The 24,547-nt window shown below is 74.2% G+C and carries 18 protein-coding genes and 1 pseudogene; 8 read left to right on the top strand and 11 right to left on the bottom strand.

Annotated features, from left to right (window positions below):
- Nucleotides 1-41 precede the first annotated feature (41 nt).
- Nucleotides 42-362, bottom strand: coding sequence for a plasmid stabilization protein (locus ACIBG7_RS16045; RefSeq protein ID WP_357933269.1), 321 nt, complete (start codon nt 360-362; stop codon nt 42-44).
- Nucleotides 363-521: 159 nt separating this feature from the next.
- Between ACIBG7_RS16045 and ACIBG7_RS16040 the strand changes: the two genes are divergently transcribed.
- From ACIBG7_RS16040 to ACIBG7_RS16025, 4 genes are read left to right on the top strand one after another with little or no spacing between them, the layout of a single operon-like run.
- Complete coding sequence (locus ACIBG7_RS16040) at nt 522-3,425, top strand: amino acid adenylation domain-containing protein (protein WP_397336681.1); 2,904 nt, start codon at nt 522-524, stop codon at nt 3,423-3,425.
- The gene (locus tag ACIBG7_RS16035) at nt 3,422-3,658 is read left to right on the top strand and encodes an acyl carrier protein (protein ID WP_397336680.1); all 237 of its coding nucleotides are present in this window, start codon (nt 3,422-3,424) and stop codon (nt 3,656-3,658) included. The genes ACIBG7_RS16040 and ACIBG7_RS16035 overlap by 4 nt, the downstream gene beginning before the upstream one ends.
- Complete coding sequence (locus tag ACIBG7_RS16030) at nt 3,655-4,935, top strand: condensation domain-containing protein (protein ID WP_397336679.1); 1,281 nt, start codon at nt 3,655-3,657, stop codon at nt 4,933-4,935. The genes ACIBG7_RS16035 and ACIBG7_RS16030 overlap by 4 nt, the downstream gene beginning before the upstream one ends.
- On the top strand, nt 4,932-6,728 hold the full coding sequence (locus ACIBG7_RS16025) for a N,N-dimethylformamidase beta subunit family domain-containing protein (RefSeq protein ID WP_397336678.1): 1,797 nt from the start codon (nt 4,932-4,934) through the stop codon (nt 6,726-6,728). The genes ACIBG7_RS16030 and ACIBG7_RS16025 overlap by 4 nt, the downstream gene beginning before the upstream one ends.
- On the opposite strand, the gene ACIBG7_RS16020 is transcribed toward ACIBG7_RS16025, so the two are convergent.
- The 6 genes from ACIBG7_RS16020 to ACIBG7_RS15995 are packed head-to-tail and all read right to left on the bottom strand — an operon-like array spanning nt 6,682 to nt 17,999.
- Nucleotides 6,682-11,916, bottom strand: a complete 5,235-nt coding sequence (locus tag ACIBG7_RS16020; protein WP_397336677.1) for an amino acid adenylation domain-containing protein — start codon at nt 11,914-11,916, stop codon at nt 6,682-6,684. The two genes, ACIBG7_RS16025 and ACIBG7_RS16020, sit on opposite strands and share 47 nt — an antisense overlap.
- A complete protein-coding gene (locus ACIBG7_RS16015) occupies nt 11,913-13,115 on the bottom strand; it encodes a 2-oxo acid dehydrogenase subunit E2 (RefSeq protein WP_357933251.1) in 1,203 nt (400 codons plus the stop codon). The genes ACIBG7_RS16020 and ACIBG7_RS16015 overlap by 4 nt, the downstream gene beginning before the upstream one ends.
- Nucleotides 13,108-14,082, bottom strand: a complete 975-nt coding sequence (locus ACIBG7_RS16010; protein WP_397336676.1) for an alpha-ketoacid dehydrogenase subunit beta — start codon at nt 14,080-14,082, stop codon at nt 13,108-13,110. The genes ACIBG7_RS16015 and ACIBG7_RS16010 overlap by 8 nt, the downstream gene beginning before the upstream one ends.
- On the bottom strand, nt 14,073-14,915 hold the full coding sequence (locus ACIBG7_RS16005) for a thiamine pyrophosphate-dependent dehydrogenase E1 component subunit alpha (RefSeq protein WP_357933245.1): 843 nt from the start codon (nt 14,913-14,915) through the stop codon (nt 14,073-14,075). Before ACIBG7_RS16005 ends, ACIBG7_RS16010 begins: the two co-directional genes overlap by 10 nt.
- On the bottom strand, nt 14,905-16,380 hold the full coding sequence (locus ACIBG7_RS16000) for a condensation domain-containing protein (protein ID WP_397336675.1): 1,476 nt from the start codon (nt 16,378-16,380) through the stop codon (nt 14,905-14,907). Before ACIBG7_RS16000 ends, ACIBG7_RS16005 begins: the two co-directional genes overlap by 11 nt.
- A complete protein-coding gene (locus ACIBG7_RS15995; protein WP_397336674.1) occupies nt 16,377-17,999 on the bottom strand; it encodes a class I adenylate-forming enzyme family protein in 1,623 nt (540 codons plus the stop codon). Before ACIBG7_RS15995 ends, ACIBG7_RS16000 begins: the two co-directional genes overlap by 4 nt.
- A gap of 151 nt (nt 18,000-18,150) precedes the next feature.
- Between ACIBG7_RS15995 and ACIBG7_RS15990 the strand changes: the two genes are divergently transcribed.
- The 3 genes and pseudogenes from ACIBG7_RS15990 (at nt 18,151) to ACIBG7_RS15980 (ending at nt 19,337) form a co-directional block, all read left to right on the top strand.
- Entirely contained in the window at nt 18,151-18,297 is a 147-nt protein-coding gene (locus ACIBG7_RS15990) for a hypothetical protein (protein WP_397336673.1), read from the top strand.
- Nucleotides 18,298-18,445: 148 nt separating this feature from the next.
- Nucleotides 18,446-18,931, top strand: a pseudogene (locus ACIBG7_RS15985) (class I SAM-dependent methyltransferase); the annotation flags it as partial.
- Between the two features lie 97 nt (nt 18,932-19,028).
- The gene (locus tag ACIBG7_RS15980) at nt 19,029-19,337 is read left to right on the top strand and encodes a hypothetical protein (protein WP_397336706.1); all 309 of its coding nucleotides are present in this window, start codon (nt 19,029-19,031) and stop codon (nt 19,335-19,337) included.
- A 30-nt stretch (nt 19,338-19,367) separates the two neighbouring features.
- Here ACIBG7_RS15980 and ACIBG7_RS15975 read toward each other — a convergent pair whose 3' ends face one another.
- Nucleotides 19,368-19,835, bottom strand: coding sequence for a GNAT family N-acetyltransferase (locus ACIBG7_RS15975; RefSeq protein ID WP_357933234.1), 468 nt, complete (start codon nt 19,833-19,835; stop codon nt 19,368-19,370).
- 10 nt (nt 19,836-19,845) lie between these two features.
- Entirely contained in the window at nt 19,846-20,427 is a 582-nt protein-coding gene (locus tag ACIBG7_RS15970; protein WP_397336672.1) for a TetR/AcrR family transcriptional regulator, read from the bottom strand.
- A gap of 58 nt (nt 20,428-20,485) precedes the next feature.
- Between ACIBG7_RS15970 and ACIBG7_RS15965 the strand changes: the two genes are divergently transcribed.
- Complete coding sequence (locus ACIBG7_RS15965; RefSeq protein WP_397336671.1) at nt 20,486-21,679, top strand: glycoside hydrolase family 1 protein; 1,194 nt, start codon at nt 20,486-20,488, stop codon at nt 21,677-21,679.
- On the opposite strand, the gene ACIBG7_RS15960 is transcribed toward ACIBG7_RS15965, so the two are convergent.
- Together ACIBG7_RS15960 and ACIBG7_RS15955 are read right to left on the bottom strand one after the other, a co-directional pair.
- Nucleotides 21,663-22,334, bottom strand: coding sequence for an HNH endonuclease family protein (locus tag ACIBG7_RS15960; RefSeq protein WP_397336670.1), 672 nt, complete (start codon nt 22,332-22,334; stop codon nt 21,663-21,665). The genes ACIBG7_RS15965 and ACIBG7_RS15960 overlap by 17 nt on opposite strands.
- 144 nt (nt 22,335-22,478) lie before the next feature.
- A complete protein-coding gene (locus ACIBG7_RS15955; protein WP_397336669.1) occupies nt 22,479-24,500 on the bottom strand; it encodes a carbohydrate binding domain-containing protein in 2,022 nt (673 codons plus the stop codon).
- Nucleotides 24,501-24,547 lie beyond the last annotated feature (47 nt).

The raw sequence follows: 24,547 nt of genomic DNA, 5'->3' as shown, positions 1-24,547 counted from the left end.
GGCCCAGGGCGCAAAGTTCGTTGCCGAAACAGCAACGCCGGTTAGCCGAGCGCCTTCTCCAACTGGGCCTTGGTCATCTTCGACCGGCCTTCGATGTTGCGCTTGCGCGCCTCGGCGTAGAGCTGCTCCTTGGTGCGGCCCTGCGAGCCGGAGTGCGAGCGCAGCCCGCCGCGCCGGCTGGAGGAGATGTCCTGGGTCGAGGTGCGGCTGGCCGTCTTGGCCTCCCCGGACCTGGCCCGCTCCTTGTTGACCGTGCGGGCGGCGATCTCCTTGGCGCGCTTCTCGCTGGTCCCGCGCTTGCGCGCGCTGTCCTTGATGTGCTCGTACTGCCGTTCCCGCTTGGGGCTGGATCCCCGAGGCATGGCACTCATCCTTTCGACGTGGACCCTTCCAGACCGACCCCTGCCCACTTTCCGCCCCAGCTCTCCCAAGCCCGGGCAAAACGCTTGCCGGGCCGTGAAGATCATGGAATACTCCTTTCTAATAGGAAACTTTCTTAAAAGAAAGTCGAGAGGACGACAGTGCTCTCCTACGGGCAGGAACGTCTCTGGTTCCTCACCAAGCTCGACCCCGAAGACCCGTCCTACAACTGCTCCTACGCCTACCTCCTGCGCGGCCCGCTCGACGTGCCGCGGCTGGAACGGGCCTTCGCCCAGGTGGCGGCCCGGCACGCGGCGCTCAGGACCAGGTTCGAGGAGGTCGAGGGGCGGCCCCGGGCCGTCGTGGAAGCGCCGGGACCGGTGGCGTTCGAGCGGCTGCGAGCCGGCGACGACCAGGAGGCCCGCCGGATCGTCCGCGAGCGCACCAACGCCGCCTTCGACCTGGCCGCCGCCCCGCCGTTCCGGGTGACGCTGGTCGAGCTCGGCCCCGATGAGCACGTGCTCTGCGTCGTCCTGCACCACATCAACGGCGACGGCTGGTCGCTGACCGTGCTGCGCGAGGAGGTGGCGGCCTGCTACGCGGGCACCCCGCCCACCGAGCCGGCGCCCAGGCCGGAGCGGCACGAGGAGGCCGACCTCGGCTGGTGGACGGCCAAGCTGGCCGGCGTCCCGGTCCTGGAACTGGCCACCGACCGTCCCCGGCCCGCCCGGCGCGGGACGCGCGGCGGGGTCGTGCGCTTCACCATCTCGCCGGAGCTGGCCGCCGAGGTGGGCGAGCGGGCGCGGCAGGCTCGCTGCACGCCGTTCATGGCCCTGCTCACCGCCTACCAGCGGCTGCTGGCCGCGCACAGCGGGCAGGACGACTTCTGCGTCGGCGTGCCGACGGCCGGGCGGTCGACGCCCGAGCTCGAACGGGCCATCGGCTACCTGTCGACCACCATGGTGCTCAGGTGCGACCTGTCCGGCGCGCCCACGCCCGAGGAGCTGCTCCGCCGTACCAGGAAGACGGTGCTGGAGGCCATGGCCAGGCCGGACGTCCCGGTCGACCGGCTGATCACCGCCCTGGGCGTCGAGCGCGACCTGAGCCGGACCCCGCTCTACCAGACCCTCTTCGCGCTGCACACGCAGGCCGAGGTCGCCGAGCCGGTGCCGGGACTGGCGGCCGAGCCGTACGAGCACGGGTGGCACCCGGCCCGCCACGACCTCACCCTCGACCTCTACCCGCAGGCCGACGGCGGGCTGCTGGGGGAGGCGATCTACAGCGAGGAGCTGTTCGACCGCGAGACGGTCGAGCGGATGGCCGAGCGCTACCTGTCGCTGCTGCGCACCGGCGAACCGCTGCCCGAGGCCGAGCGCGAGCGGCTGGCCGCCTGGAACGACACCGCCGCCGACCTGCCCGACGTGACCGTCGTCGACCTGGTGCTCCGCCAGGCCGAGGCCACCCCGGACGCCCGGGCGGTGGACCGGCTCAGCTACCGCGAGCTGGTCACCCGGGCCGGGGGAGTGGCCGCCGACCTGCGCCGGCGGGGCGTAGGCCCCGGCGACCTGGTGGCGGTACGGCTGCCGCGCGGCCCCGACATGGTCGTCGCGCTGCTCGGCGTGGCGATGGCCGGCGCGGCCTACCTGCCGGTGGACCCCGACTACCCCGAGGCCCGCGTCGCCTTCGTGCTGGAGGACTCCGGCGCGCGGCTGGTCCTGACCGAGGTGAGCGCCGAACCGGCCGAGCCCGTGGTGACCCGCGCCGACACCGCCTACGTGCTCTACACCTCCGGCTCCACCGGCCGGCCCAAGGGCGTCGTCATCCCGCACCGCGCGCTGGTCAACTTCCTGCTCGCCATGCGAGACCTGCTCGGCGCCGGGCCCCAGGACGTGTGGCTGGCACTGACCTCGCTCTCCTTCGACATCTCCGGCCTGGAGCTCTACCTGCCGCTGATCACCGGCGGCCGGCTCGTCGTCGCCGAGGACGCCTGGGACGCCGGCGCGCTGGCCGCCCTGGTGCGGGCCGAGGGCGTCACGCACGTCCAGGCCACGCCGTCCGGCTGGCGGGTGCTGCTCACCGCGGACCTGCCCCGGGTGACCGGCCTGGTCGGCGGCGAACCCCTGCCCGTCCGGCTGGCCGCCGAGCTGCGCGAGCGCACCTCCCGCCTGATCAACATGTACGGCCCCACCGAGACCACCATCTGGTCGAGTGCCTGGGAGGTCCCCGAGGCCCCCGAGCGCGTCTCGATCGGCCGCCCCCTGGCCAACACCACGCTGCACGTCGTCGGCCGGGACGGCACGCTGCTGCCCGAAGGCGTGCCCGGCGAGCTGCTCATCGGCGGCGCCGGCCTGGCCACCGGCTATCTGGGCCGCCCCGAGCTGACCGCCGAGCGCTTCGTCGAGTTCGGCGGCGAGCGGGTCTACCGCACCGGCGACCTGGTCCGCCGGCTGCCCGGCGGCGAGCTGGAGTTCCTCGGCCGCACCGACACCCAGGTGAAGCTGCGCGGCCACCGGATCGAGCTCGGCGAGATCGAGGCGGTGCTGGAGAGCGCCCCCGGCGTCCGGCAGGCGGTGGCCGCGGTGCGCGAGGAACTGCTGGTGGCCTACCTGGTCGGCGGCGACCCGGCCGAGGCCAGGGAGCACGCGGCTGCCCGGCTGCCCGGCTACATGGTCCCCGCGACGCTCATCCCGCTGGACAAGCTGCCGCTCACCCCGAACGGCAAGGTCGACCGCAACGCGCTGCCCAGGCCGCAGCCGGTCGCCGCCGGCTACCTCGCCCCGCGCGGCGACGCCGAGGCGCTGGTCGCCGAGGTCTACGCCGAGGTGCTGGAGCTGGAGAAGGTCGGCGCGCTGGACGACTTCTTCGCGCTGGGCGGCCACTCGTTGTCCGCGGTCCGGGTGATCGCCCGGCTGCGCGCGACGGTGGAGGTGGAGGTGCCCATCCGGGCGCTGTTCGCCGGACCCACGGTGGCCGAACTGGCCGCGGTGGTCGAGGACCTGCTGCTGGCCGAGCTCGGCGAGCTGTCGGACGAGGAGGCGGAGCGCCTCGCGAAGGAGCTGACATGATCAAGGAACGCCTGGCCGAGCTGGTCGCCGAGGCCTCCGACCACGCCGTCACCGCCGAGGAGGCGCTCAAGTCGGGGCTGCCGCTGACCGCGCTCGGGCTGACCTCGATCGGGCAGATGCGGCTGGTCGACGCGATCGAGGGCGAGTTCGGGGTCGAGGTGGACCTCACCGAGCAGGGCCTGGAGCTCCTGGACGACCTCGACCGCCTCGCCGCGTTCGTGTCCGCCCGATGATCGTCGAGTTCGCCGGCCCCGGCGCCGGCACCGCACCGCTGACCTGGGGACAGGCCGCGATCTGGGACGCCGTCCAGAAGACCGCCCCGGACGACCACTACTTCAACTTCGGGCGGATCGTCCGGATCCCGGCCACCGAGCCGGGCGTCGTCCTCGACGCGCTCGGCCGGCTCGTCGAGCGGCACGGCGCCTTCCGCACCCTCGTCCAGGACGGCGGCCAGCGGCAGCACGAGCGGGGCCGGTTACCGGTCCAGGCGCACGACGACCCCGACACCGCCCTGGCCGAGCTCACCGCCGCCCGCTTCGACTACGCCGCCGAGTGGCCGCTGCGCGCCTCGCTCGTCGTCCGGGACGGCCTGGTCCGCCAGGTCGTGCTCGCCTTCTGCCATCTGGCCGCCGACGGCCTGGGCGCCGAGGTCGCCGTGCGCGACCTGCGGCTGCTGGCCCTCGGCCGCGCCCCGCGCACCGCCGCCCCGCAGCAGCTCGACCTCGCCCGCTGGCAGGCCGGGCCGGAAGGCCGCCACGTCGCCGCCCGCGCCGCCGAGCACTGGGCGCAGGCGCACGAGCGCATGCCCACGACGATGTTCCCCACCCAGGTCGCCGCGCCGGACACCCCGCCCATCTGGCGGGCGCTGCTCCACTCGCCGGCGCTGGAGCTGGCCGTGCGCGCCCTGGCCGCCCGGCACGCCACCTCCACTTCGACCGTGCTGCTCAGCGCGGTCGCCAAGCTCGCCGGGACCGGCACCAGCGCGGTGCTGCCGATCGTCGCCAACCGCTTCCGCCGCGAGACGCTCGGCCTGGTCGGCACCCTGTCGCAGGAGGGCCTGCTGACCCTCGACACCGACCTGCCCTTCGCCGAGCTGCTGCGCCGGGCCGTGCCCGCCGCCATGCGCGCCTACCGCAGCGCCTTCCACGACCCGGCCGACCGCGCCCGCGTCGTCGCCGCCGAGAGCGCCCGCCGGGGCGAGCCGGTCCACCCGAACTGCTGCTTCAACGACCTGCGCTTCGCCGACCCCGGGCCCGCGCCGTGCGAGCCCGAGGAGCTGGAGCGCGCCCTGGACAAGACGACGCTGTCGTGGCCGATGAGCCAGGACAAGCTCAACTGCCGCTTCTGCGTGCACGTCACCCCGGAGGGCGTCTCGCTCACCGCCGACACCCGCTACCTGCCCAGGCCCGCCATCGAAGCCTGGCTGCGCGGCCTGGAGTCCACCCTCGTCGAGGCCGCCCTCGCCGGGGCTCCCACCGGGACGGGCCTCAGCGAGGCGGGCCGCCGATGAGCGTCGAGGCCTGGGCCGCGGCCACCTCCTGCCCGCAGGGCGGCTCCCTGCGCTTCACCGTCTCCGAGCCGTGCCCGGTCACCGTCACCGACGTCGCCACCGGCCGGACCGTCCACGAAGGGCACGCCACGGCCCCCACCTGGACCCTCGACATCCCCGCCACCTGGCCCTCCTCGCTCTACCGCGCCCGCTTCGGCCCCCCGATCCCCTGGCCGTACGGCCTGCCCGGCGCCGCCCCGTGCCCCGACAACGAGGTGCACTTCGTGGTACGGCAAGCCGTCCCGAGCGCCCCCATCCTGGTCAGCGTGCCCTTCACCACCTGGCAGGCCTACAACCGCGCCGGCCACCCCGGCGAGGGCCTCTACTGGACCGAGGCGCCGGACCGCGCCCGCCGGGTGAGCTTCGACCGCCCCGGCGGCGGCCCGCCACCCGAACGCTGGGAGGAGGGGCTGATCCGCTGGCTCCGCCCCGCCGGCTACGACGTCGCCTACTGCGCCAACCTCGACCTCGACCACGGCCTCGACCTGCTCGAACAGCACCGGCTCCTGGTGGTCAACGGGCACGACGAGTACTGGTCGGCCGGGATGCGCGACGCCGTGGAGGAGTTCGTGCGCCGGGGCGGCAACCTGGCCGTCTTCTCGGGCAACACCGCGTGGTGGCAGATCCGCCTGGAGGACGGCGGCCGGACCATGGTCTGCCACCGCGACCCGCTGGAGGACCCCACCGCCGAGTGGAGCGCCGCCGACCGGCCCGAGAACGGCCTGACCGGCACCAGCTTCCGCGCCGGGGCCGGGACCTGGGGCCCGCACATGAAGCGCATGCTGGAGGAGTCCTACACCGTGCGCTTCGCCGGGCACTGGGCCTTCGAGGGCACCGGGCTGACCGACGGCGACAAGTTCGGCCAGGGCTGCCTCGGCTACGAGACCGACGCCGCGGAGTTCGAGGAGATCGACGGGGTGCCGCGGGTCACCGCGCGGGACGGCACGCCGCCGTCCTTCGTCGTGCTCGCCACCGCCGACCTGCGCCACTGGGCCGCCTACGGGCAGGGCGGCATGGCCACCATGGGCGTCTTCACCAGCGGGCTGGGCACCGTCTTCAACGCCGCCACCGTCAACTGGGGCAACACGCTGCACGACCCGGTCGTCGAGCGGGTCACCCGCAACGTCCTGGACCGGCTGTCGGCGCCGCGCTCGCCGCGCTGGGAGGTGATCGGGCCGCCCGCCGAGCTGCAGGCCCTGGCGGTGCTGGGCCGTACCCTCTACGCGGCCGACCCGGGCGGCCGGCTGCTGGCCCGCGAGCTGTGCGGCCAGAACCTGCCCTGGCGGCCGGTCCGCCGGACGCCGCCCCTGCTCGCCCTGGCCGTCCCCCGCGAGGCCGCGGGCGGCGTCGCGGTCGGCCTCCACGCCCTCACCGCCGACTCCCGCCTGCTCGCGCTCGGCACGGCCTCCCAAGCCCGGGAGCTGGACCTCGGCCCCGCCCCCGCGGGAGCCGTGGCCCTGGCGATCGCCGACTGCACCTTCTACGTCGCCACCACCGCCGGGCGCCTGTGGTCGCGCCCGTTCGGCCGGGACGGCTGGCAGGACGCGGGCCCCTCGAACGGGGCCCGCTGCCTGGCCGGGCTGAACGGCCGGCTGTTCGCCACCGGCGAGGACGGCGAGCTGGCCACCCTGCTCCCCGGCGCGCTGTGGGAGCCGCTGGGGGTGCGGGCGCCCGGCGCGGTCTTCACGGCCGCCGCCGGGCGCCTGATCAGCGGCGGAGCGGCAGCACCTTTGCGATGGCGGCCCGTTCGCTGATCTGCTGGGCCCCGATGAGGTCGTCGGGTGGCGAGTCCGGCACCTCGGTGTCGAAGCGCGCCAGCACTCGCACGCGCAGCGCCACCCCGACCACCACCGTGATCGCCAGGGCCAGCAGCAGGTACATCAGCCCGATGCCGCGCCCCGGCCCGGTCCCGATCACCGCGCCGACCGTCCCGGCCAGCGCGCCGCCGGGCGCCAGCAGCGGCTCCACCAGTGCGGTGCCGTAGGGCGCGACCAGCCCGAACCCGATCGGCAACGTGGACCACGCGACCATGGTGTTCAGCGCGAACACCCGCCCGTGGAAGCGCCTGGGCACCTTGACCTGCACGATCGTCGCGTAGATGCCGTTGACCGTGGTCAGCGCGAACGACAGCCCGAACGCGCCGATCGCGACCACCCACAGCTCGGCCCGCAGCCCGGTGACCAGCGCCGCCGCGGCCAGCCCGAGCGTGGCCAGCAGTACCCCGCGCAGCCGCAGCCGCCTGGGCCCGCCCCAGATCGTCAGCACGAGCCCGCCGGCGAAGGCCCCGATGCCGCCGGCGAAGGCCACCCGGCCCACGTCCTGGAGCGTCGCGAAGCCCAGCACCAGCGGCGTGATCAGCACGAACAGCGGCGACAGGAAGATGTTCAGCGCCGCGAACCACAACACCATCGCGCGCAGCCCCCGGTTGCCCCAGGTGAACCGCCAGCCTCCGGCGATCTCGGCGAGCAGCGACTCGCGCCGCCGGGCGGCCATGGTGCGCGGGAAGCGCACCAGCAGCAGCGTGCCGATGGCGACGGTGTAGGAGACGACCTCGATGGTGAGGATGCCGTCCAGCCCGATGACCGCGATCAGCCCGACCGCGATGAGCGGCACGATGAGCTGCGAGGTGCCGGTGACGAGCTGCACGATGCCGTTGGCGTGCCCGAGGTAGCGCTTGGGCACGAGCTGCGGCACCGCCGACTGGTAGGCCAGCCGCTGGAAGGTCAGCGCCACCGACAACAGCGCCAGCAGCGGGTAGACGTGCCAGATCTGCAGCCGGTCGGTCCACAGCAACAATGCCAGCGCGAGCTGGGTGCCGCCCGCCGCCGTGCTGCCGGCCAGCATGACCTTGCGCCGGTCGAACCGGTCGACGATCGCCCCGGCCAGCGGCGCGACCAGCGTGCCCGGCACCAGCGCGAGCACCGAGAAGAGCGCGAAGCTGACCAGGGACCCGGTCGTGGTGTAGATCCAGATCGGGATGGCGAACTCGGTCAGCGCCCCGCCCACGATCGAGACGAGCTGCCCCGCGGCCACCGCCGAGAAACGCCGCATGCTCGGCTCAGGCCCGGTGTCGACCGCGCCCTCGGACACGTCGTGCAGCCACCACGTCGAGCCCTCGGTCCTGCGCAGCTCGCCGCTGCCGAAGGCGTGGTGCGTGCGGGTGAGGATCCCCGACAGCTCGGCCGCGCGGTACTTCAGGTAGTAGTGCCCCGCCTCGTCCAGCACCACGAGCGCGGTGGTGCCGGTGATGCGGTGCCACTCGCGGAAGCGCTCCTGGTAGAACTCGGTGGCCGGGTCGCGCTCGCCGACGACCGAGATCACCGGCGCGCGCAGCGGCTCGGGCTCCTCCTCGAACAGGCGGGTGAAGTACTCCTCGGCCTCCTTGGTGCCGCGCCGCTGGTTCTCGATGAGCAGTTGCAGCTCCTCGCGGCCCAGCCCGTCGGTGTCCAGCCCGGCCGCGCGCAGCCCGTTGGCCCAGTGCCGGTCGCCCTGCAGCTTCTCGATCGCCTCGGTGATCCGCCGCAGGCCCTTGCGCGGCCGGGCGAAGGGGAAGACGCCGCCGAGGTAGACCGCGTCCACCTCGCGCCCGGCCGCCTCCAGCCGCCGGGCGATCTCCACGGTGAGCATGACGCCCAGCCCGCAGTGCCCGTACAACGCCAGCGGCCCCTCCACCTCGGCCAGGATCTCCGCCGCGCAGCGCTCGGCGATCTCCGCGACCGGCGTGGCCTGCTCGTGCGCGCCCAGCTCGTGGCCGGGCACGGTGACCGTGTAGACGGCCTGGCCAGGCGGCATCGCGTCGGCCAGCGGCTGGTAGATCGCCGCACTGCCCCCGCTGTACGGCACGCAGACCACGCTGGCCTGCGCCCGCTGCGCGGGGGTGAGCCGGTGGACCAGCCGGTCGGAGGCCTCCCTGTCGGCCAGCGCCGCCAGCCCGCGCACGGTCGGGTTCTGGAACAGGTCGAGGATGCTGACCGGCCGGGGCAGCCTTCGCCGCAGCCGGGCGATCACCTGCGCGGCCAGCAGCGAGTGCCCGCCCAGGTCGAAGAAGTCGTCGAGCGCGCCCACCCGGCCGAGGCCGAGCACCTCGCCCCAGACCTCGGCGACCGCCTCCTCCAGCGGCCCGTCCGGCGGCTCGTACCCCGCCTCCTGCTCGGGCCGCTCCTGCTCGGGCTCGGGCAGGGCCGCCCGGTCCACCTTGCCGTGCGATTTCAGCGGCAGCTCCGGCAGCCACACGTAGTGCGTGGGCACCATGTAGTCCGGCAAGGTCCGCCCGAGCGCCGCGCGCAGCTCGCTCACGCTCAGCCGCTCGCCGACCAGGTAGGCCACCAGCCGCTCGCCCCGCAGCTCGGCCACGGCCTGGTCTACCTGCGCCAGCGCGGTCAGCGCGGCCTCGATCTCGCCCAGCTCCACGCGGTGCCCGCGGACCTTGACCTGCAGGTCGCGCCGGCCCAGGAAGCACAGTTCGCCGCCGGGCAGCCAGCGGCCCAGGTCGCCGGTGCGGTACAGGCGCTCGCCCTCGTGCTCGACGAAGCGTTCCGCGGTCAGCTCGGGCCGGCCCAGGTAGCCGCGCGCCAGCCGGTCGCCGCCGAGGTAGATCTCGCCGACCGCGCCCACCGGCACCGGCCGCCGCCGCTCGTCCAGCACCAGCACCCGGGCGCCCGGCAGCGGCCGGCCGATCGGCAGCGCGGGCTCGGTCTCGGCGCCGGTCACCTCGTGCGTGGTGATGCCCACCGTCGCCTCGGTCGGCCCGTAGTGGTTCACGACCCGGGTCCGGCGGGCCAGCTCCGCCGCCCACGCCGAGCGCGAGGCCTCGCCGCCGAGGATGAGCAGCTTGCGCGGCAGCGGTTGCGCCGGGTCGGCCGCCAGCAGCGAGGCCAGGTGTGAGGGGGTCAGCTTCAGGTAGTCGGTCTCCGGCAGCTCCTGCGTCTGCGGGTCCAGCAGCCGCAGCGTGCCGCCGGTCAGCAGCGACAGGTAGAACACGGTGATGCCGAAGTCGAAGGCGAGCGACTGCATCAGCGTGAAGTCCGAGCCGGGCTCGATCTCGAACCGCTCGCGCACCCCGGCCAGGTAGGTGAGGATCTGCCGGTGCTGGACCGCCACGCCCTTCGGCCGGCCGGTCGTGCCCGAGGTGTAGATCACGTAGGCGAGGTGCTCGGGCGTGGTGCCCGGATCGGCCAGCTCGCCCTCGGCCCGGGCGGTCACCGGGATCGCGCCCGGCACGTCGGCGCGGTCGGTCACGACGGCGACCGCGCCGCAGTCGCCGAGCAGGTAGTCCAGCCGCTCGCGCGGGGCCTTCGGGTCGAGCGGCACGTACGCGCCGCCCGCCTTGAGCACGCCCAGCAGCGCCACGGCCACCTCGGCCGACTGCTCCAGCAGCACGCCGACCCGCACGTCCGGCCCGACGCCTCGGTGCTGGAGCGCCACGGCCAGCTCGGTGGCGCGCCGGTCCAGCTCGCTGTAGCTGAGCGAGACGCCGTCGCAGGTCACCGCGATCCCGTCGCCGGTGCCGAGCACCTCGTGCAGCAGCCTGGCCGGCAGCGGCCGCACCGGCTCGCCGGTGGCGAAGGACTCCAGCAGCTCCAGCTCGCCCGGCGCCAGCAGCGACAGGTCCGACAGCCGCGCCCCGGGGTCGGCGGCGATCGAGCGCAGCAGCGTCTCGAACCGCCGGGCCAGCCGCTCCGCGCTCGCCTCGGTGAACAGGTCGGTGCTGTAGGTCAGCGTCCCGGTCAGCTCCCCGCCGGTCTCGAACAGGTACAGGCACACGTCCGAGCGCGCGCTCGTCTCGGCCACCGCCAGCGGCTCGACCGCCGGGTCGCTGTGCTGGGCGAAGTTCTGCAGCGCGAACACCGCCTGGCACAGCGGCGAGCGGCTCACGTCGCGCGGCACGTTCAGCTCGGTGACCAGCCGGTCGAACGGCACGTCCTGGTGGGCGTAGGCGTCCAGGCACGACTCGCGCACCCGGTGCAGGTACTCCTCGAAGGTCGGGTCGCCGCTCAGGTCGGCCCGCATGACCAGGGTGTTCACGAACATGCCGACCAGGCCGTCCAGCTCCGGCAGGCCGCGCCCGGCCACCGGCGTGCCGACCGCGAGGTCCTCTTGCCCGGCCAGCTTGCCGAGCAGCACCTGGAAGGCGGCCAGCATCGTCATGTACGGCGTCGCCTGCGCCCGGGCGCCCAGCTCGGCCAGCTTGCTCACCGTCTCGGCCGGGACCCGCACCGGGGTGCCCGCGCCCACGTCCCGGCGCACCGGCGGGCGCGGCAGGTCCGTCGGCAGCTCCAGCGGCGCCAGCCCGTCCAGCCGCGCCCGCCAGTAGCCGACCTCGCGGCTGTAGTCGCGGCCCGTCTCCCACAGGGCGTAGTCGCCGTAGCCGATCGGCAGCGGCTCCAGCATCTGGCCGTCGTGCAGCGCCAGCAGGTCGCGCAGCACGATCTCGGCCGACCAGCCGTCCACCACGATGTGGTGCGACTTCAGCAGCAGCACGTGGTCGTCGGGCGCCAGCCGTACCAGCAGGACCCGCAGGAGCAGGTCCGCGGCCAGGTCGAACGGCACGGCGAGCTCGGCGTGGACCAGGTCCATCGCCTCCTCCAGGCCGTCCGCCTCGCACACCGTCAGCGCCGGGTGCCCGGGGTCGTGCAGCACCAGCCCGGGGCGGCCTTCCTCGTCGGCGCGGAAGCCCATCCGCAGCGCCTCGTGCCGGGCCAGCAGCCGGGTCAGCGCGCCCCGCAGCTCGTGCTCGTCGACCGGGCGGCGCACCCGGACCACCGACGGCACCACGAACGCGGTCGAGCCCGGCTCGTACTGGTCCAGGAACCACAACCGCTCCTGCGCGTGCGCGAGCGGCGGCAGGACGCCGGCCGGGCGCGGCTCGATCGTGCGGGCCGCGCGGCGGCGTAACCGCTGGGCCAGCAGCGCCCGCTTGGCTTCGGTGAGCGTCTCCGTCACGGGGTCGTGACCTCCTGCTTGAGCGCGGTCAGGAACCGGGCGGCGTCGCGCCCGTTGATCAGCCGGTGGTCGTAGGCCAGGCCGACGTCGGCGACCGTCCTGCCGCCCTCCTCGCGGGGCGCGGTGAGCGCCAGCGCGCACACCTGGCCGGGGAAGACGAACGGCACGGCCAGGACGACGTCCGGCTCGGTGTGCAGGGTGAGCGTGATCGTCGCGCCGGCCAGGTCGGCCTCGGCGAACCGGCCGGTGCCGGCCGCCACCCGGTAGCGCATCATCGTGGTGGCCAGCTCCTTCCACGACAGGCCCGCCGGATCGTGCACCACCGGGACGAACAGCCCCTCGCCCAGGTCGAAGGTCACCCCCACGTGCGGCGTCTCGGCCAGCCAGGCGCGGTCCCCGTCGAGGGTGGCGTAGCAGAGCGGGAAGCGCTCGTGCAGCCGGGCGAGGGCGGCGACGGTCAGCTCGGCCAGCCCGATCGGCCGCCGCACGCTCCTGGTCAGCTCCTCGGCCCGGACCAGCGCCTCGCCGACGTCGAAGCGCATCACCGTGTAGGCGGCCGGGATGCTCTGGTGGGACACCGTCACCGCCCTGGCCACCGCCCGCTGCACCCGCGACAACTCGACCGCGCCACCCCTCCCCGCCTCCGGGAGAGTGGCCGCGCCCCCCAGAGCTCTCTCCGGTGGAGAGGCCGCGCCACCCAGGTCCCTCTCCGGGGGCCAGGTCCCGCCACCCGGGGTCCCTTCCGGCGCCGCGTCGGTGGGAAGAGGTACGGCGGAGCCCGGCGCCTGGTCGCGGCGGGCCACGACAGCCTCCACCTCACCCCGCCGGACAAGCGGAACCCCGAGCGCAGCCACCTCAGCCTCGGTCACCCCGAGCTCGGCCATGAGCCGGCGCGCGGGTTCGGTGATCACCGGCCCAGCCGAACCGGCACCCGCCAGGGGCACAGCCGGACCAGGCGTGGAAGCCCCCGGCAGCGTGACACGGGCCAGCACCGCCCCCGGCGCGCACCAGGTCCCCGCCGGCACGAGGTGAGCCAGCACCCCGTCCGCCACCGCCTCCAGGTCCGAGGCGGCCTTGGAGGTCTCGACCACCGCCACCGCCTCCCCGGCCCGGACCGGCGCCCCGTCGCCGACCAGCCACTCCACCAGGAGGTACTCGCTGTCGTTGTTGTTGAGCTTGGGCAGGACCACATCACCCACGAAGGGCCTCCAGCACGGCATGACGGATGGTGGACTCGCTCAGCAGCACCGTGCTCTCCAGCCGGGCCGCGGTGGGGATGACCCCGGCGCGGGAGTGCGCCAGCGTGACCGGCCGCCGCAACCGCCCCCACAGCTCCGCGTGCAGCAGGTGCGCCACCTCGCTGCCCCAGGTCCCGCCGGGACTGCTCTCCTCGGCCACGACCACCGCCGGGCCGAGATGCGGCAGCAGCGCCCCGACGTCGAGCGGGAACAGCCGGGAGGGCACGAGCAGCCGCCCGGAGATCTCCTCCTCCAGCAGCAGCCCGCGCAGCGCGGCCAGCGCCCGGTGCGCCACCCCGCCCGGCGCGATGATCACCACGTCCGGCCGGTCGTCCACGTCGACGACGGCCAGCCCGTCCTCGACGCGCAGCCGGAACACCTCGTCCACCTGGTGCATCTGCCGGGTGTAGAGGACCTTGTCCTCGAACAGGATGCCCGGCTCCCCGCGCTCCAGCATGCCGGTGAGCACGGCGGCGTTGTCGTGGAAGGGCGACAGCTCGTAGAGCGCCAGGCCGGGCATGCCGATGAAGTGCTTCTGCAGGCTCTGGCTGTGCGTGGGGCCGTAGCCGCGCCCGCCGCCCATCGGGCAGCGCACGATCATGCGCAGCGGCAGCCGCCTGCCGTACATGGAGACGGATTTCCCGGCGAAGTTGCAGAGCTGGTCGAAGGCGAGGGTGACGAAGTCGCCGAACATGATCTCGACGATCGCGGTGTCCCCGGCCAGGGCCAGCCCGCCGGCCACGCCGGTGATCGCGCCCTCGCTGATCGGGGTGCTGAGCACCCGTTCTGGAAAGCGGGTGGACAGGCCGCGGGTGGCCTTGAAGGCGCCGCCGTACGGGTCGGCGATGTCCTCGCCCAGCAGGTAGGCCCGCGGGTCCTGGGCCAGCAGGCCGTGCAGGGCCAGGTTGAGGTTCTCCACTACACGCATGGCCGCGCGGCCACCTCCTCCCGGATCGCCCGGATGCGCGCCCGCGCCGCCAGGTCGGCCTCGCCGCCCTCGAAGGGCGGGTACCAGTCGTGCTTGCGGGCCAGTTCGAGGGTCTCGGCGTCACGGGTGTCGTCGCCCTTGCTGTGCGGGCCGAGCCGGTGGGTCACGAACTCGGCCACCAGCGGCCGGCCGGCGCGCACGTGCTCCAGCCGAGGCGTGAGCTCCTCGCGGATCTCGCCGAGGTCGGCCGAGGCGGTGAGCCAGTGGTCCAGGCCGAAGGCGGCGGCCCGCCCGGCGATGCTCCCGGCCATCTGGCGGTCGGTCGGGGTGGACTGGGCGATGCCGTTGTTCTCGACCACGACCAGCAGCGGCAGCTCCCACAGCGCCGCCAGGTTGAGCGCCTCGTAGACGGCGCCCTCGCCCCAGGTGCCGTCGCCGATGTAGGCCAGGGCCAGCCGGCCGCTGCCGCGCAGGTGCAGCGCGACCCCGGCGGCGACCGGCAGGCTCTGCCCCTGGACGCCGGTGGACAGGTAGTGCTCGCGATACAGGTGCTGGCTGCCGCCGACGCCCCCGCAGACGGCGCCCTCGCGTCCCATGATCTCCGCCAGCAGCCCCTCGAAGTCGCGGTACCTCGCCAGGTAGTGGCCGTGGCCGCGGTGGTTGCTGAACACGTGGTCGTCCTCGCGCAGCAGCGGCCCGAGGGCGACCGGCACGTACTCCTGCCCCAGGCAGGTGTGCGTGGTCCCGTTGAGCTCGCCCCGGTCGAACAGCTCCAGCAGGGCGAGCTCGAAGTGCCGGATGAGCAGGAGCAGCTCCAGGTCGTCAGTCCGCACGGGAGATCGTCCCCATGACGCCGGCGATGGTCGGGTTGTCGAAGAAGTCGTCCAGCTCGACCTTCAGGCCGAGCCTGCGCTCCATCCTGGCGATGATCTGGGTGATGGTCAGCGAGTGGCCGCCCAGGTCGAACAGGTCGTCGTCGTCCAGGACGGGTGACAGGCCGAGCACCTCCTCCCAGATCTGCCGGACCTGCTCGGTCAGCTCCGATCCGGCAGGCGCGGGGGCCGCCGCCGGTGCGGCGGAGGCGGCGACCCCGGAGGTGACGGTGCCGACAGTGCCGATGGTGCCGACGGTGTCGACAGCGCCGACAGCGCCGACAGCGCCGACAGCGCCGACAGCGCCGACGGTGTCGACGGGCTCGAAGGCGACCAGGTCGCCCAGCAGCACGCCGGGCTCGCCGACCACCCGCTCCAGCAGGCGGGACAGGTCCGCGGCCAGTCGCGGACCGTCCACCTCGGGCAGGTGCCGCAGGCTGACCCGCACCCCACCGGGCCCGTCCACGCACTGCAGGTGCACCGCGCCACGCACGGCGTGGTTGAACACCGCCCAGTCCACCTCCGCCTCGACGCCCTCGAACACCGGATCCGGCTCGGAGCGGCCGCGGAAGCTCACCGACACCGGCGTCAGCGCCGCGTGCGGGCGAAGGTGCGGTACGGCTGCCGCCAGCGGCACCGCACGGAAGCGGTAGACCTCCCGCAGCCGGTCGTGCAGCTCCCGGCCGAACTCCGCGAAGCTCTGGCCGGGCCCGGGGACGGAGGCGACCGGCAGCTCGCTCACGAACGTCCCGATCTCGCCGCTCGTCTCGGGCGTGCGGGTGGACAGGTCGATCGCGGTGACCACCTCGGCGTTGCCGTACCCGCGCAGGAGCACGTGCAGCCCGGCGAGCAGCACCTCGAACCGCGACAGGCCCGGCACGTCCGGCGCGACGGTGAACTCGACGACCCGCGCCGGCCCCGCGTGCCGGGCCTTGAGCGGCACTCCCGCCACCATCGTCTCGCCGGGCTCGCGCCAGTGCTCGGCCCAGTAGGCGGCGGCCTGCGAGACCAGCAGCTCCTCGCGGTAGCGGCCGGCCAGCTCGCGCAGCAGGATCTCCTTGGAGAAGCCGTCGAAGACCAGGTGGTGCGCGACGAACAGCAGCGCGTCCCGGTAGAGGGTGAACCGCGCCAGCGGGCCCCGCTCCAGGTCGAACGGCCGGCGGACCGCCCCCTCGTCGAGCTCGGCGTCCACCTGCTCGACCAGCGGCGGCGCGCCCGGCGTCAGCACCAGGCGCTCGCCCTCCTCGCGGATCGCCGCCGACAGGGCGGGATGCCGGCGAGCCACCGCCGCGCAGGCGCGCAGCAGGGCCGGGGCGTCGAGGCCGGCGGAGAAGCGCACGACGAGCGGTACGTGGTAGGCGGACCCGGCCTCGGTCAGCTGTTCGGTGACCCACATCCCGCGCTGGGCCGGCGAAGCCTCGATCATTTGAACGCTCCCATGAGTTGACGCTTGTCGACCTTGCCGCCCCGGTTGCGGGGCAGCGCGTCGACGGTGTGCACCTGGGCGGGCACCTCGTGCGGCGCCAGCCGGTCGCGGAGGAAGAGCCGCAGCTCCTCGGCGGACAGCGGGGCGCGGGTGACGATCACCGCGGTCAGCGCCCGGCCCAGCACCGGGTGCGGCACCCCGAGCACCGCCGCCTCGGCGACCGCCGGATGCGCGTAGACGGCCTCCTCGACCCGCAGCGTGGAGACCTTGAACGCGCCCGACTTGACCACGTCGCTCTCCCGGTCGACCAGGTAGAGGTAGCCCTCCTCGTCCAGGTAGCCCAGGTCGCCCATGCGCACCCAGCCGTCGCGGAAGACGTCGCTGGCCGGGTCGCCGTAGTAGGCGCGCGGGGCGGCGGGGGAGCGCATCCACACCTCGCCGGTCTCGCCCGGCGGCAGCGGCGTGCCGTCCTGGCCGCAGATCCGCACGCTCCCGCCGGCCACGGCCCGGCCCACGCTGCCCGGCCGGTCGGGGTCGACCATCATGATCGTCTGAGCGGGGGCGGCCTCGGTCGAGGTGTAGTAGTTGGTGATCGCCGCCTTCGGGAAGGCGGTCGCGAGCCGCTGGGCCACCGGGCCGGGCAGCGGCGCGGCGGCCGAGCCGAGCAGCAGCACGCTGGACAGGTCGTGCCGCTCGTGCGCGCCGGCGTTGAGCAGTTCGATCGCCATGGCGGGCACCAGGAATACGGTGCCGGCGCGGTAGCTCTCGATCAGCGCGGCGAACCGGCCCGGCGTGAAGTGCGGCAGCGTGACCACCGCCGGGGCGGCGTCGATCGCGGTCAGCAGCATGGTCTGGGCGGCGTTCGTGCCGATCGGGAAGGCATGGACCAGGTGCTTGGAGTGCGCGAACGGCCGCCGCCGCCCGCCGAGCCCGTAGGCGAGGTTGGCGTGCGTGGCCAGCACGCCCTTGGGGCGGCCGGTCGTGCCGGAGGTGTAGAGGATCTGCGCCGGATCTTGAGGCCGTACGGCAGGCAGCCCGCCCACACCGGCCATCGCCGGGTCCGGGCTCGGCCCGCCCGGTCCGGCCGCTGCCTCGCCCGCCCCCGTGGGCGGTCCGGTCATGACCTCGCCGAGCCCCCACTGTCGTCCGGCCCAGCCGGTCGCGGCGCCCGTGTCCTTCGACGGGGTGGGCTCGGTGCCGTGCACCAGGCAGGTCGCGGTGCAGTCGGCCAGGACGTGGGCCCGGTCCTGGGCGGTGGCCCGGTCCGACAGCGGCACCGCCACCGCGCCCGCCTGCAGGACACCGCAGAAGGCGACCGCGTAGTCGGTCCACTCGGCGGCCGGGAACAGCAGCCCCACCCGGTCCCCGCGCCGCACCCCCCGGGCGGCGAGCCCGGCGGCCACCCTCGCCGCCCCGTCGGCCCACGCGCCGAAGGTGAGCTCGGCCGCCACCCGCCCCCGCTCGGAGGAACCGGACGGTTGACCGGCCGCCTCGGCGGACCCGGCTGGACGGCCGGACGCCTCGGGGGAGCTGCGGCCGGCCGCCTGGACGATGAGCGCGACCCGGTCCGGCTCGCTGCGCGCGCGGGCGGCGAGTAACTCGGGAATGGTCGGAAACACCCGGAGAACCCCCGATCGTTTCGTGGGCCAGGCAAGAACAGACAGGAAACTTTCCTATTTATTTCGGCTTCAGTGTTACATGATCACGAAGTCGCCCGCAACCCTTCCGGCGCAAGCCGCACCCCTGGATGCGGCCCGTCTCGCCCCTCCCGTGACGGCTGGGGCATCATGTCCGAAATATCCCCTGCTCTGGCTTGGCGAAGAAGGTTCGGCCGGCGACTCCTTCACCGAGCGCTACATCGCGGCCGTCGGCACCCACCGCGTCCACGACCGCGACCTGTCCGCCTTCCCCGCCTGACCGCCCCATCGCCCTTCCCCGCCCCCGCCGGCCCGCCCCGCCGTACCGGACACCTTCCAGGTACGGCGGAGCGGGAGGACGAAGCGGTGCCCTCCGCTGCCGTGGAAATGGTTGGCGGCCCGGCGGCCCGGCTGAGTAGCCTCGCGCGATGACCTACGAGCATCCCCTGGCCTACCTCGTGGCCATGGAGGGCCTGGCCCTGCTGCGCGCCTTCACCGGTGAGCACGCGGACGGCGAGGGGCGGCGGTTCACCGAGGAGCGGCTGGCCGAGATCCGCCGCCTGCTGGACGACGAGCGGCTGGCCGGGCCAGGCGTGGAGGTGGAGCGGGTCGACCCCGGCACCGGCTACCGGATCTGGTCGGCCGGCTACGACGGCCCGAACGCCGCCTTCGCCGCCGACACCCCGGCGGTGGCCGCGATCCTCGACAAGATCCCTCCAGGCGACGCCCTGGACGCCGCCTGCGGGACCGGCCGGGTGGCCGCCGCGCTGGCCGGGCGCGGGCACCGGGTGATCGGAGTGGACGGCTCGCCGGACATGCTGGCCCTGGCCCGCGACCGGGTGCCCGGCGTGGAGTTCCGGCGGGGCGACCTCACCGCGCTGCCCCTGCCCGACGGCTCGGTCGACCTGGTGACCTGCTCGCTGGCGCTGACCCACCTGCCCGCGCTGGGGCCGCCGCTGGCCGAGTTCGCCCGGGGTGCTGCGGCCGGGCGGGCATGTGGTGATCTCGGACATGCATCCAGAGAGCCTGGCCCGCGGCTTCGTCCCCACGATCCGGGACGCCGCGGGGCGGCCGGGGCGGATCGCCAGCCACCGGCACCCGCTCGGCGACTACCTGCGCGCCGCGCTCGCCGCCGGCCTGGAGCTGCGGGCCTGCGAGGAGCCTCGGGTCGCCAAGGAGGGCCCGCCGGTGACCGTGGCGGAGGTGCTGGAGAAGTGGGAGGTGTGGCCGTGGGCCCTGGCCGCCCTGGTCCCCGAGGCGACCCGAGTGGCCGACGCGGGCGTGCCCTCCATCGTCGTCTGGCACTTCCAGGCCCCCTGACCGCCCCCGCCGAGGCGACCGGTCCGGAAGTTAGGCCAGGGCGAGGCGGCCGACCGTCTCGCCCTCGCTCTGCTCCCCGGTCGGCTCGAAGCCGAGCTTGAGGTAGAAGGCCTCGGGCCCGTCGTCGCCGGGGTGCCAGGTGACGAACATCTCCCGCCCGCCCCGCGCACGAACCTCCGCGGCCACCGACTCCACGGCGAAACGGCCGTAACCCCGGCCCTGGACGGCGGCGTCGATGTTCAGCCGCCACAGGCCCGAGCGGATGTCGCCCTCGCCCCTGCCGGTCCAGTCGATGTCGAGGAAGGCCATCAGGAAGCCGACCGGCCGCTCGCCGTCCAGGATCAGCCGCGGCCAGGCCTTGTCGCCGTGCACGTACGCCTCGGCCAGCGACTTCACCACCGGGGCCACGAGCCGCTCCTGGGCGGGGTGCACCTGGACGGCCAGCGCGGCGTCGAGGTTGGCCGGGGTCACCGGTTCGAGTCGAAGGGAGGAGGTCATGGGCTCCACCCTAGTGACCCCGGCCGGGGAGGTCGTCGCCGCAGGAGGAGGTCGTGGGGGAGTCGGTGAGGTGGGTGAGGAGGGTGGCGAGGCGGTTGAGGTCGGCGGCCATGTCGATGCCGGGCTCCAGCAGCCACTGCACCTGGAGCCCGTCGGTGGCGGCCAGGAGGATGCGCGCGGCCCAGTCGGCGTCGCCCTCCGGGACGCCGTCGCGCACGAGCTTGCCGGCCACCCGCCGCCGGTAGCGGGCGTAGCGTTCGGTGAAGTAGCCGTGCGCGGGGTGGCTGGGCTCGGCGGCCGCGGCGGCGACGTCCATGAACAGCTTGACCAGCCCCGGCGTGGCCGCGTTCCGGGCCAGGGTCTCGGCGGGATCGCCCCCGGCGGCGGCCTCGTCGCGGGCCTCCAGGACGGCGGTGAGCAGCGCCTCGCGGCTGCCGAAGTGGTGCAGCACGCCCGCGTCGGTCATCCCGACCCGCTGGGCGATCTCGCGCACCGACACCTTCCGGCTGCCCGCCTCGGCGTAGACGGCCAGGGCGGCATCGAGGATCTGCCGCCGCTTGGCGGAGCTCTTGGCGTAGGGACCTCGGACCATGGGGGCAGCCTACCCAAAACCTTGAGTTGCTAGGTTTTTGGGGCTACGGTCAGGCCTCATGCCGAACGCTTTCCCCCTGCCCGAAGGCTTCCTGTGGGGCGCCTCCACCGCCGCCCACCAGACCGAGGGCGGCAACACCAACAGCGACTGGTGGGCGCTGGAGCACGGCGCCCTGGGCGAGTACGTCAAGGAGCCCAGCGGCGACGCCTGCGACAGCTACCACCGCTGGCGCGAGGACATGGACCTGCTGGCCGGGCTCGGCTTCACCGACTACCGCTTCAGCGTCGAGTGGGCCCGGATCGAGCCGGCGCCGGGCGAGTTCTCCCGCGCGGCGATCGCGCACTACCGCCGCATGGTGGACGGCGCGCTGGAGCGCGGGCTGCGGCCGATGGTGACGTTGCACCACTTCACCTGCCCGCTGTGGTTCAGCCGGCGGGGCGGCTGGGCGGCGGCCGACTCGGGGGAACTGTTCGCCCGCTACGTCGAGGCCGCCGCGCCGATCTTCGCCGCCGGGGTGGACCACGTGTGCACGATCAACGAGCCCAACATGGTCGCGATCATGGCCGGAATCCGCGAGTCCGGCTTCGACCTGCCCGCCGCCGGGCTGCCCGAGCCGGACGCCCGCACCGCCGAGGCGCTGGTCCGGGCGCACGGGCTCGCGGTCGCCGCCGTCCGCGCCCTGGCGCCCGGCGTACGGGCCGGCTGGTCGGTGGCCAGCCAGGTCTACCAGGCGCTTCCCGGCGCCGAGGAGGTCACCGCCGCCTACCGCCGCCCGCGCGAGGACGTCTACCTGGAGGCGGCGCGCGGCGACGACTGGCTCGGCGTGCAGTCCTACACCCGCACCCGCGTCGGCCCCGACGGCCCGCTGCCCGCGCCGGAGACGACCGAGCGCACGCTGACCGGCTGGGAGTTCTACCCCGAAGCCCTGGGCCACGCGGTACGGCACGCCGCCGCCACCGCCCCCGGCGTGCCGATCATCGTGACCGAGAACGGCATCGCGACCGCCGACGACGAGCGCCGCGTCGCCTACACCACCGGGGCGCTCGCCGCGTTGCGCGAGGCGATGGCCGACGGCGTGGACGTGCGCGGCTACTTCCACTGGAGCGCGCTGGACAATTACGAGTGGGGCAGCTACGGGCCGACCTTCGGGCTGATCGCGGTCGACCGGGCCACCTTCGCCCGCACCCCGAAGCCGTCCGCCGCCTGGCTCGGGGCGGCGGGCCGTACCAGAGAAGTCACCGGCAGGTCCTGAGCATGTTGCGCAGCGCGACCCGCTCGCTGCGGGTGACGAACAGCCGGTAGTGGTGCTTGACGGTGATCCACGAGGTCGCGTAGCGGCACCAGTAGGCCCGGCGCGGCGGCCGCCAGCTCTGCGGGCCCTGGCCGCCCTTGGCGATGTTCATCGAGTGGCTGACGGTGACGAGCTCGGGGCGGGTGAGGTCGTTGGCGAAGGCGCGGCGCTTGGCCTGGCTCCACCGGCGGGCCCCCGAGCGCCAGGCGTAGGCGAGCGGCACCACGTGGTCGACGTCGAGCAGCCGCTCGCTCCTGAACCACTTGCCCTCGTAGGGGCTGTACCAGCGGCCGCGGATCGCCCGGCACTTGCGGTCGCGCCGTACGCCGCGGCCGTCGCGGGCCAGCACCATCTCGCGGGCGTCGCAGGCGCCCTTGTGGTGCGCCCACCGGGGCTGGAAACGCCGGTGGCTGTAGCCGCGGATGGACAGCGGGCGGGCCACCTTGAGCTGGCCCAGCATCCGCCGGGCCCGGGCGGCCGCGGCGTCGGTCCCTGTGTCGGTCTGCGAGCGTTCGCGGGGGTCGGCCGAGGCGGGGGCGGCGGTGAGGGTGAGGGCGACCGGCACGGACAGCAGGGCCAGGGCGGCGGAGCGGACCGCCCGTCTCAACGGGATCATGCCGCACCCGTACCCATGATCGAGCGCGCCTAGCGGAAGACTCGGCGCGCGAAAGGGTGAGGCAAGAGTGCCTCCGGGGGCCCTTGAAGCACGGACCCCCGGAAGCCGGACGATCAGCAGCCGAAGCCGCCGGAAACCCGAGGGTCAGCCGAGGGTGTTGAGGTAGGCCCGGTGGTTGCGGGAGAACTCGAAGGAGTTGTACCGGTCCCAGTTGATCGACCAGGTCATCAGCCCGCGCAGGTTCGGGTAGACCCCGCGCGGCTTGTAGCTGCCGCAGTTGCTGCCCTTGGCCAGGCAGTCGAAGGCCTTCTGCACCTCGGCGACGGTGGTGAAGCCGTTGCCGGCCCAGGGGGCGGCGGGCAGGCCGATGGCGACCTGGTTCTGCCGCAGCGGCGGGAAGACGTTGTTCGCGTCGCCCCGGATCGGGAAGCCGGCCAGCAGCATGTCGGTCATCGCGACGTGGAAGTCGTGCCCGCCCATGGTGTGGTACTGGTTGTCCAGCCCCATGATCGGCCCGGAGTTGTAGTCCTGGACGTGCAGCAGGGTCAGGTCGTTGCGCATGGCGTGGATGACCGGCAGGTAGGAGGCCGAGCGGGCGTCCGCGCCGCCGGTGCCGGGGCCGTAGAACTGGTAGCCGAGCTGGACGAAGAAGGTCTCGGGCGCCATGGTGAGCACGAACCGCGAGCCGTACTTCGCCTTGAGGGTCTTCAGCGCCGAGATGAGGTTGACGATCACCGGGGTGGTCGGGGCGGCGAGGTTGGTGTCGCCCTGGTTGAGGTAGAGCGAGTGGCCCTCGAAGTCGATGTCGAGCCCGTCCAGGCCGTACCGGTCGATGATCGCCGACACCGAGCTGACGAAGGCGTCGCGGGCGGCGGTGGTGGTGAGCTGCACCTGGCCGTTCTGGCCGCCGATGGAGATGAGCACCTTCTTGCCGGCCGCCTGCTTGGCGCGGATGGCGGCGATGAAGTCGGCCTCGGGCTCGACGTTCGGGCACTCGGCGGCCGGGCACTGGCGGAAGCGGATGTCGCCGGAGGTGACCGAGGTGGGCTCGCCGAAGGCGAGGTTGATCACGTCCCACTCGGCGGGCACGTCGGCCATCCGCGTGTAGCCGGAGCCGTTGGCGAAGGAGGCGTGCAGGTAGCCGACGAGCACCCGGTTGGGCAGGCCGTCGCCGGGCGGGACCTCCGGCACGACCGCGGTGACGGTGGCGGAGGCCGCGCCCTCGACGCCGGAGGTGTGGAAGGCGCGCACGTGGTAGCGCTTGCTGCCCGGTCCGGGGGTGTCGAGGTGCGTGGTCGCGGAGACCGTGGCGATCTTGACGTTGTCCCGGTAGACGGTGTAGCCGGTGGCGGTGGGCGCGGCGGTCCAGCGCAACGTCACGCTCGGGCCGTTGACGGTCGCGCTCAGCCCGGTGGGCGCGGGCGGGGGCGGCGGCACGTCGTTGCCGACGGTGACCGGGACCGCCGCCGACAGCGGCGACTCCCCGGCCGCGTTGACCGCGCTGACCTGGTAGGAGTAGCTGCCCGGGCTGGGGTTCTCGGCGTAGGTGGTGCCGGTGGCCGTGCCGACCTTCGAGCCGTTGCGGTAGACGTTGTAGCCGGTGGCCCCGGCCGAGGCGGTCCACGACAGGGTGGCGGTGGTGACCGTGCCGCTGCCGGTCAGGCCGGTCGGCGCGGCCGGCGGCTGGCCCTGGCCGGGCGGGCCGTCCAGCACCAGGTCGTCGGCCTGGTAGGCGCCCTGGCCGTACCAGCCGTTGACGTGCACGGTGACGCTCGTGGTGCTCGCGCCGGCGGTGAAGCTGGTGCTGAGCTGCGTCCAGGTGGTCCCGGGCGAGCCCCAGGTGGAGGCGTTGACGCCGGTGCCGCTCGCGCCGAGGAAGACGTAGGAGCCGCGCACCCAGGCGGTCAGGGTGTAGGCCTTGCCCGGCTGGACGGTGACCGTCTGCTGGCAGCGGGCCACCTCGCTGCCGGCGGGGGTGGCCTGCAGGGCCTTGCTCCCGCCGTGCACCGGGCTGCTGACCGCCTGGCCGGCCGGGCAGGTCCAGCCGGTGAGGCCGTCCTCGAAGCCGGGGTTGGCGAGGATGTTGGCGGCGTGGGCGGCGGGCGCGGCCAGGACCGTCCCGCCCAGGACGAGGGCGGCCAAGGCCGCCAGCTTCCGCAATCTCATGGGGGCCTCGCGTGGGGGGTGTTTCTTTTAGGAAAGTTTCCTAAGAG

The sequence above is a fragment of the Nonomuraea sp. NPDC050328 genome (assembly GCF_044459405.1).
In the GTDB taxonomy this organism is placed as follows: Bacteria; Actinomycetota; Actinomycetes; order Streptosporangiales; family Streptosporangiaceae; genus Nonomuraea.
Note: the sequence above shows the minus strand (reverse complement) of the source record. Positions and strands in the feature narration are given on the sequence as shown.

Excerpts from the sequence above, each read along its gene's own strand:
- ACIBG7_RS15975 (WP_357933234.1), bottom strand. The coding sequence starts at position 19,835 with ATGACCTCCTCCCTTCGACTCGAACCGGTGACCCCGGCCAACCTCGAC.
- ACIBG7_RS15965 (WP_397336671.1), top strand. The coding sequence starts at position 20,486 with ATGCCGAACGCTTTCCCCCTGCCCGAAGGCTTCCTGTGGGGCGCCTCC.
- ACIBG7_RS15960 (WP_397336670.1), bottom strand. The coding sequence starts at position 22,334 with ATGATCCCGTTGAGACGGGCGGTCCGCTCCGCCGCCCTGGCCCTGCTG.
- ACIBG7_RS15980 (WP_397336706.1), top strand. The coding sequence starts at position 19,029 with ATGCATCCAGAGAGCCTGGCCCGCGGCTTCGTCCCCACGATCCGGGAC.
- ACIBG7_RS16000 (WP_397336675.1), bottom strand. The coding sequence starts at position 16,380 with ATGATCGAGGCTTCGCCGGCCCAGCGCGGGATGTGGGTCACCGAACAG.
- ACIBG7_RS16025 (WP_397336678.1), top strand. The coding sequence starts at position 4,932 with ATGAGCGTCGAGGCCTGGGCCGCGGCCACCTCCTGCCCGCAGGGCGGC.
- ACIBG7_RS16045 (WP_357933269.1), bottom strand. The coding sequence starts at position 362 with ATGCCTCGGGGATCCAGCCCCAAGCGGGAACGGCAGTACGAGCACATC.
- ACIBG7_RS15970 (WP_397336672.1), bottom strand. The coding sequence starts at position 20,427 with ATGGTCCGAGGTCCCTACGCCAAGAGCTCCGCCAAGCGGCGGCAGATC.
- ACIBG7_RS16010 (WP_397336676.1), bottom strand. The coding sequence starts at position 14,082 with ATGCGTGTAGTGGAGAACCTCAACCTGGCCCTGCACGGCCTGCTGGCC.
- ACIBG7_RS16030 (WP_397336679.1), top strand. The coding sequence starts at position 3,655 with ATGATCGTCGAGTTCGCCGGCCCCGGCGCCGGCACCGCACCGCTGACC.
- ACIBG7_RS16035 (WP_397336680.1), top strand. The coding sequence starts at position 3,422 with ATGATCAAGGAACGCCTGGCCGAGCTGGTCGCCGAGGCCTCCGACCAC.
- ACIBG7_RS15955 (WP_397336669.1), bottom strand. The coding sequence starts at position 24,500 with ATGAGATTGCGGAAGCTGGCGGCCTTGGCCGCCCTCGTCCTGGGCGGG.